Source organism: Sphingobacterium nematocida, assembly GCF_900168125.1.
Taxonomy (GTDB): Bacteria; Bacteroidota; Bacteroidia; order Sphingobacteriales; family Sphingobacteriaceae; genus Sphingobacterium; species Sphingobacterium nematocida.
In genome coordinates this window covers 24,904-39,410 of record NZ_FUZF01000001.1, presented here as the reverse complement: position 1 = coordinate 39,410, position 14,507 = coordinate 24,904, and the positions used below count along the sequence as shown (strand labels likewise).

Genomic DNA, 14,507 nt, shown 5'->3' with positions numbered 1-14,507 from the left:
CACGTTAGTATATTTTTTTTAAAGTCTTGTGCTTTGCTTCTATTGCTGATAGGAGGCGGGATTACTTTGTCAGCACAAACAGTTTTAAAAACAGCATATTTTAAGATCGAGATAGACGGAAAGGGGTATATAACCAGTATGCAGAATATAACAAAACGTCCTTATCGAGAGTTTAGTCCATCCGATAAGCCTTCTCCGCTCATGACTATCTACAATGCAAAAAAAAGAATCTATTCATATCCTGAAAAGGCGAGTTTCTCAAAAAACGAGAATATCATGACGCTTTCCTTCTCGAATGGTTCATCTGCTCGGGTTCGAATAGAACAACAAACTAAATATTTTAAGATGAAGTTACTTTCATTGACCAATTCTCAGGATATAGAAGCGATTCAGTGGGGCTCATACCATACCAATATTACAAATTTATTAGGCGAGATCATTGGTGTCAGTCGCGATACCAGCGAGTCTGTCAATTATGCTATAGGGATGTTGGCCTTGAATGATAATACCATCGGTGGGACAGCAGATGTGCAAGGTGATGCTGCCCCGTTTCAGTATATCATCCATTCACCCGACACCAAGCGATTTCCTCTGCCGATTCATTTACACGAAGGACAGGTTTTTACGCTTGGCGGAGATGGTGTTAATGATGTTGCGTTTTACGGACATAAAGAACCTTATTACCGTATTTTGTATGGAAATGCGGCCGAAGTCGATAAAAATGGACGAATTTCGATCACCTATCAATCTAGGGATAGACGCAGTGAGCGCGAAGTCTATTTCTCTTTAATACCGAATATGGCGATCAATACCCCCAATCATCTTCAGGTACAGGCCCTACCGGGTGTCGATTATATAGGGTCTTCTATTGCTTTTTGGGGAAGTCCCGACAGCACGGCCTTATTGGATGTTGTGCAAAATATCGTGAAGCAAGAAGGGTTACCTTATCCAACTGTAAATGGTAAATGGATAAAAGATCCTGCGGCTTATGTGCCCGATGTTTTGACAGAAGGAGGGCAGTATGATCATATGATCGAGTACACGAAGCGGCTAGGCTTTAAGGCCATCAGTCTATACGATCAGGGTTTTGTTAGACCAGACAGGGGCAATGAAGGTTATTTGGACGGAAAGAACTTTGAGAAGAAGCCATTAAAGCTCACGAGCGGAAACCTATCCCACAAAGAGTACGCTGACTTGGCAAAGAAATACAATATTGTGATCGGAAGAACCCCCATTACCAATTCTTTGGCTCCCGGGACAAAAGACGCCAGTCCTGTTCCCAGTGACAGCTTATGGTACCAACAGAAGCGTCTATTAGCACAAGAAATCAGCGCTACAGACACATTGATATATGTCAATGATCCCACCCATCTGCAGGAAATAGGAAGTTGGGAAGGACATTCAAAGAGCTTAAACATGGTTAAAATCGGTAAAGAGCTTATTCATTACCTCGGCGTTTCCGATAAAGCACCGTATCGATTGTTAAATGTTAAGCGAGGATATTGGGATACAAAGCCTACAACACATCGAGCTCTAGATACACTTTATAAACTGCAGGTCACCATCAACTACGGTTATGATGGACTGATTCCCAATATGCAATTGCAAGATAAGATTGCTGAATACTACGCCGACTTGGCCTATATTAATGGATTGGGGTATTATGATTTTGACGGTCAGGAATTTCTGTTTAACAATGGGCATGGGTATTATTCGACCAAGCGTTTTTTTCGAAAGATGTTCGAAAGAGCCAAGCAGCATGGTATCCCAGATATTCGTTTTACAGGAGCTACCCTTTCAGAAGGTTCATGGCATTATCAGAGTATCTGGAATGTTGGTGGCGGCAAAAATCTGTATGATGCGGAGACACGAGAGTGGGGTAGTACCACAAGTCAAGGTAAAGATCTGAGAGATGTCTCTTATGCCAACTATTTCCCGGTAGGAATGGGCGGCAATTTTCCTATAACGGAAACATCGACCGTTGAAGAGTATGAACATATTCAAGCCATGTCTATTGGTACAGGTTCGACATATAGCCTTAAACTAAATCAGAAAAATGTAGAAAGTTGTCCCCAAAAAGATCAAATATTCAATACGATACGGACTTGGGAGAATGCCCGTGCTGCAAATGCATTTCCACGATGGATCAAACAACAACTGGTCGATCCGACGCAAAGCTTCAGGTTAGAAGAGGTTGACGCAAATAATTGGAATCTCTATCGGCTGGACACGAAAAATGCCAGCAAGCAATTACTAGCAAAACTGACAAGAGCGAAGGGGTATTAGAACGATTTTATAACCAATCGTAGCGCAAGCATTTCGTTTTACTTCATGAAGTCACAAGCTTATTAAGCCCAAGAATATAGAGTTGGTGCTACACCCGTATATTGCTTGAAATCTTTTGAAAAATGATTGTAGTCATAATATCCTGTAGACAATACTAAATCCGCTAAATTTTTAGACTCATCGGATTTATAGGCTTGGTAAGTAAATATAAAACGCTGCAAGGAGATATATTTTTTAGGAGAGATTCCCATGTATTTAACAAAATTTCTGTGCAGCCATTTTGCGCTTACTCTTTTCCCCAATTGGTCAAGAATATCTACAACATTGGTGTTCCCTCTTTTAGCATTGATATAGTCTATCGTAACATTCAAAACAGGAGGAAAATAGCCATTAACAAGTGAGGCTGATAATGCTTCTTCCAAGAATAAAACCTTCTCGGAAAGTGTTTTCAGCTCAAAGATGTTATCAAAAATAGAGATCCACTTTTCAGTCAACACATCATTCAAATCACAGACAGGCTTTGTCAGAAAGACAGAAGTCGATACATCTAAAATAGAGTAGAAATAAGCTGGATTAAAACGAAATACGAAAATATCTTCCATACTTGGAGGGATCTCCCAATATGTGTTTTTAATCACCCCACAACATAGCCAGGCCGCGCCAAGAGATGTCGTCGTTCCCTTTTGTTTCAAAAGTACGCTGTCCGATCGGTTAGGTAGAACGATCAGAGAGGGGATACCATCGTTAAATAGTGCTTCATGCTGCCCGAGATCCTTACAAGAAAAAGAATATGCTTTTAAGATGTAGTCCGGTTCTATTCCATTACAGAACCCACTCTGATCCTTTGCAGGAATAGTTTCTGAGGGAAACAAGGACTTGATATTTTGTAAAAAATTTATCGGCATGTGAATGCACAATAATACGGAATAATGCGTTATAAATTTGATAATGTCCGATTTTTACTTTTAGAAGTATATGCTCGACTTTAATTTTGTCCAGGAATCAAAAGTGTTCTATTACAAATCAATACGATACCATGTTAATAAAAACAGAACAAGATTTAATTGGAATGCGGCAAGTCAGTGAAGCCGTTGCACATACTCTAAAGGAGATGAAAAACTATGCGCAAGTAGGAATGAGCACCAAAGAGTTGGACGATTTTGGAGCCAATATTCTTCGTGACTTTGGCGCACAGTCAGCACCTTATCTGACCTATGATTTTCCTGGCTGTACTTGCATCAGTGTAGACAAGGAATTTTGTCATGGGATTCCCTCAGACAAACGCATACTCAATGAAGGAGATTTAATCAATATAGATGTCTCTGCCGAGCTTAACGGTTTTTGGGCCGATAATGGCGCATCCTTTATTATAGGGAATGATATTCATAGACACCAGCAGTTGGTCAATGCTTCTATCGAAGTATTACAAAAAACCATCTCTGCGATTAGCGGAGGCGTCAAGATAGCCGAGATAGGGCACCTTATGGAGATAGAAGCAAAAAAAAGAGGCTTTAGGGTGATCAAAAACCTTGGGGGACATGGTATTGGAAAGAGTCTCCACGAAGAACCAGATGAGCTGCTTAATTATAAAAGCCGATTTGACCAAAGACGGTTCAAAAAGAACACAGTCGTCGCGATAGAGACCTTTATTTCCACAAGTTCTTGCTATGCTGTAGAGGGTGCTGATGGTTGGACCATGACAGGAGATAAAGGAGGGTACGTGGCACAACATGAACATACCATTGTTGTTACCGATAGTAAACCTATTATCTTGACACACAAGAATGGAATTTTTTGAACATAATCGCCTCCGTTTCTGTTTAAATTTTTTACGCGAGGATATTATCAAGATCATTGTAAACAGCGATGTTAAAAACCGTACAATTGCGTAGTTTTGACGAATGGCACACCGTATTTATTTATTCAATTACGATCAAGAGACGAATCAGACGTTTGACACCCATTTAGGCGAGTGGAACTACGAAATTCCTTTACTGCTTTACCCTTTACTGGCAGAAGATATCAAAGTACAGGGAGTTGAGTTTCTTTCCAACAAAGAGCAAGGAATCGTCCAGTTACGTTATTTCTTCAATTTACTGGCCGACACATACCAATTGCATTACAAAAAGGCGTACTACGAACCCGTAAATAAGATGTTTGAATTTCTGGAAGCTTTGCCTTATGATTCTTTTGTCATGAATGCAACAGACGTGTTCAATATGAATGAGGAAAAACATAAAGTACAAGCCAAAGAGTGGTTCTGCGATATTCAACAGAAAAGTAAATTATACAAAAATGCCATAACAGCGCAGGATCTTTCGTTATTAGACCCGTTGTTTTCGCAGTTTGGTTATTCCTCCTTTCTCGAAATCTTACAGACCGATTGGATCGAGTATGGACTGGGGTATTTTGAAGAACATGCCTACAAAAAAGTAGCCTCCTCTATATTTGAAGAAAATGAGAAGTTCGGTTTGAAAGATTCCAAAGGTAACGTTTTGGCTCCAGCTACCTATGATGACATTTTCGAAGCAGACTATAATTACGGTATATCCTTGGTTCAAAAAGGCACTTTGTGCGGTTACCTGCAAAGTGACGGAAAGGAATGTGTTATACCAATCTACGAAGACGCATCCGATGTGTTTGATTTTGGGACAGAACCTTTGGGCCAAGTAAAAGCCAATGGGAGATGGGGCGTTTTGAAACTATATTCCAATACGTGGTTGATTGATCCTGATTACGACAGCATCGAAAGAGTCACTTATGGGTTTCTAGGCGTAGAGAAGGACGGAAAGTTTGGCGTTTATAACGACGAAGAAGGGCTTATTATTCCCGCAGAAGCCGAGAGTCCATTGGATTACGACTACTTTCCAGAGCTGTTTTTTAGCAAGCAAAAAGGCACCAGTAGGCGTAAATATTACACAAAAAAGGGAACGTTTCTGGGAGAGTTCTTAGAGGACAGTATCACCCAAGCCGGTGCTTGCTATTGGATCAAACCCAATAAATTTGACAAAAAAGGACGATTGATTGATGAAACAGGCAGTCTTGTCATAGAAGAAGTCGATCAACTGATTTTGGTAGAAAATTTTGATACATTGGCTATTCGCAAAGCAAAGGATTGGAAGATCTATCATTCCTTAAAACATCAGTTTTTACTGGAAGACGAGGTAATTGTCAAAGTAAAAACAGAATCAAATACCGGCAACAAAACCAATACCCATATTCTGGAAACAGAACGTGGATTGGGACTTTTTGATGCAGATAATAATATTTGGTTGATCAATCCTACGATCGAGATAAAACAGATTCATTATTTCGCGGATGGTTTTTTATCCATTCAGAGAACAGATGGTTACCAATTGTTTGATTTCCAAGAGGGCTTGTCCACACCATTGTACGACTATATTTCAAGCCCTTTGAATTACAGGGCCGAAGAGGGAATACTCTTTGTGTACCGAGGCGAAGATATGTTCCGAATGAATGAAGATAAAAGCATTCATCGGATAGGCATTGCCGAATATGGATCGATTTATCTCGATCGCTATTCCTTCCGAGGCAAAGATTTAACGTACTTCGTTTCTTTTTATAATCGCTGGAAGGATCAGGCAGGGAGCAATCCTGAGCTATCCATGGATGTCGCAACCATCAAAAAAATGGCATTAGACGCAAAAGAGAATCAAAATTACGAAGAGGCACATCGCCTTTTTGAGTTGTGCGCCCAGAAAAACGATGTGGACAGTTGGACTGAATTGGGAATATTACTCACGGATCCAGCGATAGAGTCCCTGTTTGATCCACAGAGGGGTATTGCCTACTATGAAAAGGCTGCACAACAGCATCACCCTGTAGCCTGGAATAATATTGGCGCCTTATATCACAACGGAATAGGATATCCATTTAATATCAGTAAAGCAGTTCAAGCCTACGAAAAAGGGGCCGAACTAGGCGATGGAATGGCACTAGCCAATCTGGGGGATCTGTATTACTTTGGGGAGCATATAACACAAAATTATGACCTAGCTTTAGATTATTACCAAAAAGCGGAGAAAAGACGTTACTACAATTATGAAAAAATTTCGGAGATCTATTACCAGTTGAGAGATTATAGCAATCTTTTGATTTACCTCAAGAAGGATTATGATCAATCCTATTCTGGCATTTATTACGGCATTATCTACGAACACGGTATGGGAGTAAAAGTGGATTTGGAGAAGGCTATAAAATACTACGAGCAAGCCAATGCATATGCAGCGTACCAGTACGCTACCCAACGTTTGCTTTATTTCTACGGTGAAGATCTTACATTCAAAAATGAAAAGAAGCTTCAGAAATGGAAGTCCTTCGCCGAACAACACGAATTTGATGCATTAGAGAATTAATTTAGTATCACGCACCTTTACAGAAGCAAGAAAGGCAGGCCTAATCTAGACGATCTGTGTCCGAGGGCGGTGTATGACTATTAGTCCCAAGTTAGAATAATTCCTTCTTCCTAGATTGACATCGGATATTGTATTCAATTCCCTATTGGAGGTTAGTGCCTTTCCGTGTAAATTTGGACATACAAAAAAACAATGAGTCTAATAAAGGATATCTATTCACACCGTTTTTATCAAGACATAGCAGATCAGTTCCATCAGGTCTATTCCTCCTTTGACAAGCAAAAGTTCATAACGCGTATTTTTACGGATACGTTCAAAGATTTAGAATGGAAGCAGCGGACCAAACATACCACAGCGGTACTTCATACTTTTATGCCCTCCGAATTTCCAGAAGCTGTACAGATAATCCATAAAGTCATTCATAATCTTTTGGCCAGCAATCGCACCGGCGGATTAGAGCATGTTATTTTTCCGGATTATATCGAGACATACGGTCTACCGCATTTTGACCTGTCTATAGAGGCCTTTGAACTAGTTACCCAGTTTATAACCTGCGAATTTGCCGTACGCCCCTTTATCCTAAAATACCCGGAGCAAATGATCCAAACTTTTGAAAAATGGTCAACCCATCCACACGAACAAGTCCGGCGTCTGTCCAGTGAAGGTAGTCGGCCAAGACTCCCTTGGGCAATGGCAATCCCATTTCTGAAGAAAGATCCAACAGCTATTTTGCCGATTTTAGAAAACTTAAAAACAGATCCCTCTGAAACGGTACGACGCAGTGTTGCGAATAGCATAAATGACATTGCCAAAGACCATCCGGACATCGTGATCGCCATTGTCAATAAATGGAAAAATATCAGTCCCCATACAGATGCTATTATTAAACACGGAAGCAGAACGCTCTTAAAACAAGCGCACCCCCAGATACTTAAATATTACGGTTTAGAGGGCGCTCATTTCGACGTAACTGATCTCGATATAAAAACACCACTCGTGTCAATTGGCGATAGTTTGGCATTCAGTTTTTGGGTTACCAATACAAGCAGTCACACGCAGTCTTTGCGGTTAGAATATGGTTTATACTATATGAAGTCTAACGGATTACTTGCCCGCAAAGTATTTAAGATATCCGAAAGAACTTACCAATCTGGAGAGTCCAATAATATAGAACGCAGGCAATCCTTTAAAGTGATCACGACACGTAAATTCTACAGTGGCAGCCACAAAATTTCTATTATTGTAAACGGTGAAGAAACATTAATAGGCGATTTTGAATTGACCAATGATTAAACAAAAAAAGAACATCTATAAAATGAACAAGTTAATTTTAACTTTTATAATAGCTTTATTAGGGCTTCAGACAGTCGGTGCACAGACTAATATATATACCGTTATTGCTAATCCAGGAGAAAAGGCATCGAGTGAGATCCGTCTCAATTGGCACCAAGACTTAGGTAGCGGCAAGTCCTACATCACTTATACACAGTCTGCTGATAAAAACTGGAAGAAAGCCAAAACTATTGAAGCAGATCAATCCATATGTACGGTGTTTGATAGCATTTACTCCAAAAGGCCCAATGGCGAAGATTTTTACGAAGATGCACGATTCATACGTAACACCATTGCTTTACACGGGTTAAAGGCAAATACCGAATACCAATACAAAATTACTTCGGGCACGACACCTGCTGCCGACGATCATACCATTCGAAATTTCAAAACAGCGCCTAAATCGGATCAATGGGACATGGGAATTATTTCCGACATCCACGTATACGCTCCGATCCCCAACAGACAACGAGCAGGTATGGCAATGATCCAGCAACTTGAAAAACAAAATAAAAAGCCCTTTGATATGATGCTTCATGTCGGCGATCTATCCGCTTGGGGCGGCAGCTATTCATTTTGGCCTACGCTGTATGCCGACTCTACCTTTAGCCAGTACGTATGGGCGGGAGTTAATGGCAATCATGACGATATGACGAGAAAGCACGCGCAGAGCAATGCTTTTTTCCGCAATGTAAACAATAACCCGACCAATGGCTATGGCGCCCAAGTAGGCGTATCCTATTATTTTACCTATGGAAACACATTGTTTGTGATGCTCAATAACGAAGCAATGAAGAGCGAAGAAGAACTTGCTGAAGCACAACAATGGGTGAAAAATGTGGTACAAAATAACCCCGCCAAGTACCTTGTTGTCGTGTCGCATTACCAGTGGTTTATGGGCGGAGATGGCCGTAGTTCACAGTATACCCGATGGAAAGATCTATTCGATGAACTAGGGGTAGACCTCGCCATCAGCGGCAATAATCATATTTACGTTCGTACCAATGCACTTTATGCCGACAAGGAAACAGATGGGACCAAAGGAACGGTGTACATCCAGACACCTTCCGCTGATAATGAACGCGGGCAGACGATGGGGCAGTTGCTACAGAACCAGGATCTTATCAAGTCACGTTGGACGGAGGGAGGCAATACCGTAGGCGCATTAATTATGAACGCGAACAAAAAGCACCTGACACTCACACTTTATGATCGTGTTGGCAATGCTATCGATCAAGTAACTGTTAAATCAAAATCAAAAAAGAAGTAGAGATCCTACGCATATACAGCTGTGTAACAAAAAAAAGGCTGTTTCATAGGTTTTATGAAACAGCCTTTTCTATACTTTTAAGTCGTTTGAGACTCGATTCTTAATAGGACTACTCCGGTAGACTCACCTTGCCTATAAACGCATATTCATCAATAGTTTTTATCGCTTCCGAAATTGAATAGCCAAGCTGATATGTTGCACTTAGCGTCTTTGAAAGATGTTTTAACTCCGACTCCTTTACTTTTTGAAAAATCCAAACTGGATCCAAAGGGTTTGAGTTTTCTCGTGTAATAATTGCAGTATACCCATGGTTCTGAGCATCCAAAAGCCGTCGTTTTGTAATGTTTTCTAATCCCATAGTAGTCTAATTTACAAAAAAATATCCGTAATCCCCAATTTACACCTAACTATCGAGACCACCGCCAGTGTTAACGTCACCAACAATCTCAGCGATTTTCTAACAGATATCATAGGTTAAATGTACATAACGTCATTTCTTTTTCTCTATCTCTATATCTTTGTTAAAGATCGATAAAACAAAAGTATGGACATCATTCAAGAAATCTACCACGAGATAGAAAGGGCAGGTCTTTGGAACAAGACGACCAGTATCGGAAGGAATGGATATTTATGTACAGCAGGAGAGATAGACGACAATCTATATTATATCGTTTCAGGCAGTGTTAAGATCAGCATGGTCGATGGTAGTGAAGAACGTATCGTCCGTTTCGGATACAAGCACAACTTCATCACAGCACTCGATAGCTTCATTACCGGGCATCCCACAGATTTCTATATACAGGCCCTCAAAAAGACCGAGTTAAAAGTAATTTCAAAAAAAAGCTACTTCACCTTAATAAATTCAAGCGACCGTCTAAAAGGATTGTGGAATATCGTTCAGGAGCAACTCATCCTACAGCAGCTAGAACGCGAAAAAGACATACTCATCGCATCACCCACAGAGCGCTACAAGAGAGTGCTGCACCGTAGCCCACAGCTATTTCAGGAGATTCCAGATAGACATATAGCTTCTTATCTCAGAATGGCACCAGAGACCCTTTCAAGATTAAAAAAGTTATGATCTCAATCAATGTTTTGATAGCCTATATTGTAGATATTTGGAACAAACAATTATTATGAAGGCATCCGAATTAATTAATGAACTAATCGAGCAGACCGAAAAACACCAGGCCATTGTCGAAGGATTCAAAAAAATGAATGTAGCCCAGCTACAGTATAAGCAAAGTCCGGAAAGTTGGAGTATCCTAGAGTGTATCGAACATTTGAATCGTTATGGAGACTTCTATATCCCAGAGCTTAGCAAACGGATAGAGGCGTCAAAGCACAAACAATCAACTCAGTTCAAACCAGGTATTTTGGGCGATTATTTCGCGCGTATTATGTTGCCCCGAGAAGGAGGTAAGAAAATCAAAACCTTTCAGTCTATGGATCCACGAGGCAGCGAGCTGGAGATCGATGTTTTAGAAAGATTTCTGGGACATATAAGTCACCTTCTATTATTGTTGGAAAAATCCAGAAATACCGATTTGACAAAAGTAAAGACCGCAATCTCCATAACACGTTGGATAAAGTTACGTTTAGGAGATACATTTCGTGTCGTTGTTTACCACAATTTCCGACATATAGTGCAATGTCAGAATATATTAGAAACCCTTAAATAGTTGCCAATCCGTCATTGCACTTGTCCTAAATTCACTTCGGATACAACCCTTACTATTTATCAAGTAGCCTCCGATGATAGTTAATCTGGCCTAGGTGATATGTTAAATGAGCAGCCAGGTGAATCAGTAGATACTCTGTTGAGGCCGGCTCAGGAAACTTCAGCACCGGATAGTCCTTTGCTAAATCTTCCGTAGTCAATTGGCTAAGGACGTTTTTAAGCATCGTTATAGTGTCTTTAATACCAGTTATAATATGCGCTCTTGGAACGTCTTTTGCCGAAAACTCTAAATCTCGGTCGCGCAAATATTCCGTATTACCTAATTTTTTACCAATAAAAGTATTTAAGTTACCGATTAAATGAAGCGCCAGATTACCGGCAGAATTCGATATATTCCCTTCAACCAACCATAGATTTTTTTCCTCTTTATAGAGTTCAATTTCTGTAACTAACTTGTTCAGGTCTCTTTCAAAAAAAGACAATAGTTTAATTGCTTCCATGTTATATCTGCTTTCAAGATTTCGCATTCCAAATGCTATCTTTCATGTAAATATACAAACCAATTTCGCATAGTTGCTTATCAATTACAACAGGTTTACTGTTTATTTAAATAGAAATTAAGCGCTGAAGTTACAGCATTTTTCAAAACAAGCAAAAGGAGCCGTTCGAGACTTGGTCGAACGGCTCCTTTGGTGTAATGGTTAGATAGTCCGTTTGACAATAGCAAACAATCCAAACAGAACAATTCATTCTTACCATCTCTAAATTTAGTAATTCCCTTTTCCGGTAATAGGGAAGTTCTTAGATTATGGCATGGTTTTGATACACCATTACGCTTATGAGTTGGTAGATTAATCCTGGGTTCTATGGTAATTCACCAAATTGTGATAGGATTTTTTTAATTTTGGATATCACAGGTTAGGAAGATTATCCTATCATTATGTCTACCAGACAAAGGAAAAGATTGCAAAAGCTCGGAAAAGAAAGGAAGAACAATGATACTGAAACACAACATAGACTATAAGAAACAAATACTTACCGGAATCTTCTCAGTTCTGCTGCTTACCGGTTATGCGCAGGAACCGGGAAAGCAAACTGCCGAACAAAAGACCAATAAGGCATCAACAGTTCTAGATTCCATTGACGTCGTACGTGATTACCGCCCTATGCTTGCCGATGCAGTCAAAGTCCGCCGTAGTCCCGATATGAAGATCGATCGTAAAGACCTTGAGGTGGAATTGCGGCATACCGTTGCCAGCATGTATTTTGACATGAACGATTTTAGACGGCCTTTTCATAGCCCCTTGCAGGAGAGGTATCCCAACGCTTTACGCAACAATATAGATAATAACAGGATTGGTATCTTGGCCTATCACGCAGGCGAGTACGAGAGAGCGACCTCTATTCTGAAGAAAGTAGAGCCCGCAGATGCGTTTTATCAGAGCTCTATGATTGCTTTAGGTAAGATTGCACAAGAAACAGGGGACAAGCAAAGTGCAAGAACAGCATTCTATAAAGCTTCGAAAATGGATTTCGATAAGGAGTTAAAAGCAGATGCCCTTTATAACTATGCCAAAGTCTTAGGTGAACTGGATTCGATTCAGGCAGCGTTGAAACCCCTTCAAGAATATCTAGCGCTGAAATATGCGAATATTAATCTGGAAACAGATAAAAATCAGAATACCGAAACCCGCACAAACGAAATCATCTCCGGTGGCAGTAATTTTGAGACAGCTGTACATCTGTTCGAATCATTCAGCCCTAGAAAGCAGAAAGCCGATGCCGTCTATCAAAAGATAACTTATTATCGAGGATTAGAGTTTTATAACGAACGTGCATTTGAAAACAGCATATCCATGTTTATGCGGGCAGAAAAACTGCCTATAGATATGGAAATGGCAGCCTTGGCAACCTATTGGAAAGCAGAGGCCATGTACGAAGTACGTAAGTACAAAGAGGCCGTGGACAACTTCTCCAGATTCCTCAGCCTACCTGCTGCACGAAACACCGATGTGTATAATTATGCAAACTATGCCTTAGCTTATGCAGCCTTCCGTATTGACAGATATAGCGTGGCGGCGCAGTATTTTGAACGCTTTTTAGCCACAGCAGAGAGCTCCCTAGATAAAAATATACATTATGATGTCATCGCCCGTTTAGGAGACTCCTATTTAGCGATGCGAAACTACGAGCGGGCCAATGCATATTACGACCAGCTCATCAACAGTAAAGCCCCCAATCAGGATTACGCCTTGTTCCAGCACGGTATTATTCAGGGCCTGCAGGGAGACAATGAAGCCAAACTCAACACCCTAAGATCCGTCGTTGACAAATTTCCGACGTCGAACTATGCAGATGATGTTGCCTTCGAGATCCCATATGTATATTTCCTAACAGGGGATTACGATGGAGCTATCAAAGGACTGAAAAAGATGATCGAAAAATACCCGCGCAGCAGCTACATACCGAGAGCATTATTGACTATCGGGCTGGTCCAATACAATCAGGATGAGTCAGAAGCAGCGATGGCCACTTTCCAGAAGGTTGTAACTGAATATAGTACCAGCCGAGAGGCGGCGCAGGCAATGCGCTCCATTGAAAATATCTATCTCGATCAAGGCGATGCTTCCAGCTATATTCAGTATGCCATGAGCAACAATATTACCGAACTGAGTCCCACAGAGATGGATAATCTGGCATTTCAGGCAGCCCTTACGTTATTTTCAAGATCTCAATATGGTCCTGCCGTAGAGGCAATCAATGCCTATTTTGATAAATTCCCCAAGCCAAGGCAAGAAAAGCATGCCCGCTATATTCGCGGGGTCAGTTTATACCATACCGGTCACCCAAGAGAAGCATTGAAGGATCTGAACATTATCCTCAACGACTGGACAAGCCCTTATACCGAGAAGACACTGCTTACCGCAGCGGCCCTATACCTCAGTCTAAAAGAATATAACGAGGCCATCGTGCACCTCAAAAAACTCGAGCTCAACACCGATTATAAAGATAACTACGGCTACGCTGTCACCAACCTGATGATATGTTATTTCGAGATCGGAGACTTTAAGCAGATGGATAAGTATGTTAAATTGATCAAAAGTTACGACCGGGCATCAGACGAAGAAATTGCTACAGCACACCTGTATACTGCTAAGGCAATGTTACAGCAAAAAAATAAAGAATCTGCACTGAAGGAGTTGAATTTGGCCGCCCTAAAAAGCCAGGCTGCAGTCAGTGCCGAGGCAAGATATCGTGTAGGGCTATTGCAGTATGAAAACAAAGAGTACAACAACGCGCAAAAGTCGGCCTTTGATGTAATCGAAAATATGGATTCACATGATTATTGGGTGGCCAAGAGTTTTATCCTGCTTGCGGACACCTATGCACGCAAAGGTGACGCAGTTCAAGCCAAGAGTACGTTAGAAAGCATAATCGAAAATTATGAAGGAGATGATGATATCATTCCTTCAGCAAAAGAACGTTTGCAGCAATTGAAAAAAAAGTAAGAGACTAGGAGAGAGACTTTCAGGACAATACCAGCACCACATGTTATTGTCCT

The 14,507-nt window shown here is 40.7% G+C and carries 11 protein-coding genes; 8 read left to right on the top strand and 3 right to left on the bottom strand.

Translation table 11 applies throughout. The annotated features are described in order from the left end of the window. Window positions 1-138 precede the first annotated feature (138 nt). Window positions 139-2,286 carry a hypothetical protein gene (locus B5X76_RS00205; protein WP_176140941.1) on the top strand — a complete coding sequence of 716 codons (2,148 nt, stop codon included), beginning with the start codon at window positions 139-141 and terminating at the stop codon, window positions 2,284-2,286. Between the two features lie 62 nt (window positions 2,287-2,348). On the opposite strand, the gene B5X76_RS00200 is transcribed toward B5X76_RS00205, so the two are convergent. Continuing rightward, window positions 2,349-3,191: a helix-turn-helix domain-containing protein gene (locus tag B5X76_RS00200; protein WP_079640411.1), complete on the bottom strand. Its 843-nt coding sequence runs from the start codon at window positions 3,189-3,191 to the stop codon at window positions 2,349-2,351. A 131-nt stretch (window positions 3,192-3,322) separates the two neighbouring features. Between B5X76_RS00200 and map the strand changes: the two genes are divergently transcribed. The 4 genes from map (at window position 3,323) to B5X76_RS00180 (ending at window position 9,264) form a co-directional block, all read left to right on the top strand. After that, on the top strand, window positions 3,323-4,084 hold the full coding sequence (gene map / locus B5X76_RS00195; RefSeq protein WP_079640410.1) for a type I methionyl aminopeptidase: 762 nt from the start codon (window positions 3,323-3,325) through the stop codon (window positions 4,082-4,084). Window positions 4,085-4,187: 103 nt separating this feature from the next. Continuing rightward, on the top strand, window positions 4,188-6,662 hold the full coding sequence (locus tag B5X76_RS00190) for a tetratricopeptide repeat protein (RefSeq protein ID WP_079640409.1): 2,475 nt from the start codon (window positions 4,188-4,190) through the stop codon (window positions 6,660-6,662). Between the two features lie 192 nt (window positions 6,663-6,854). Next, window positions 6,855-7,955, top strand: a complete 1,101-nt coding sequence (locus B5X76_RS00185; RefSeq protein WP_079640408.1) for a DNA alkylation repair protein — start codon at window positions 6,855-6,857, stop codon at window positions 7,953-7,955. 22 nt (window positions 7,956-7,977) lie between these two features. Continuing rightward, window positions 7,978-9,264 carry a purple acid phosphatase family protein gene (locus B5X76_RS00180; RefSeq protein WP_176140940.1) on the top strand — a complete coding sequence of 429 codons (1,287 nt, stop codon included), beginning with the start codon at window positions 7,978-7,980 and terminating at the stop codon, window positions 9,262-9,264. Window positions 9,265-9,373: 109 nt separating this feature from the next. On the opposite strand, the gene B5X76_RS00175 is transcribed toward B5X76_RS00180, so the two are convergent. Beyond that, window positions 9,374-9,622 (bottom strand): hypothetical protein, encoded by a 249-nt coding sequence (locus B5X76_RS00175; RefSeq protein ID WP_079640406.1) that lies wholly within the window; start codon window positions 9,620-9,622, stop codon window positions 9,374-9,376. Between the two features lie 186 nt (window positions 9,623-9,808). Between B5X76_RS00175 and B5X76_RS00170 the strand changes: the two genes are divergently transcribed. Then, window positions 9,809-10,345 carry a Crp/Fnr family transcriptional regulator gene (locus tag B5X76_RS00170; protein WP_079640405.1) on the top strand — a complete coding sequence of 179 codons (537 nt, stop codon included), beginning with the start codon at window positions 9,809-9,811 and terminating at the stop codon, window positions 10,343-10,345. A gap of 55 nt (window positions 10,346-10,400) precedes the next feature. Beyond that, entirely contained in the window at window positions 10,401-10,946 is a 546-nt protein-coding gene (locus B5X76_RS00165) for a DinB family protein (protein ID WP_079640404.1), read from the top strand. A gap of 52 nt (window positions 10,947-10,998) precedes the next feature. Here B5X76_RS00165 and B5X76_RS00160 read toward each other — a convergent pair whose 3' ends face one another. Continuing rightward, complete coding sequence (locus B5X76_RS00160; RefSeq protein ID WP_079640805.1) at window positions 10,999-11,445, bottom strand: DinB family protein; 447 nt, start codon at window positions 11,443-11,445, stop codon at window positions 10,999-11,001. 495 nt (window positions 11,446-11,940) lie between these two features. Here B5X76_RS00160 and B5X76_RS00155 point away from each other — a divergent pair, with 495 nt between their 5' ends. Next, entirely contained in the window at window positions 11,941-14,454 is a 2,514-nt protein-coding gene (locus B5X76_RS00155) for a tetratricopeptide repeat protein (protein ID WP_079640403.1), read from the top strand. Window positions 14,455-14,507: the final 53 nt, after the last annotated feature.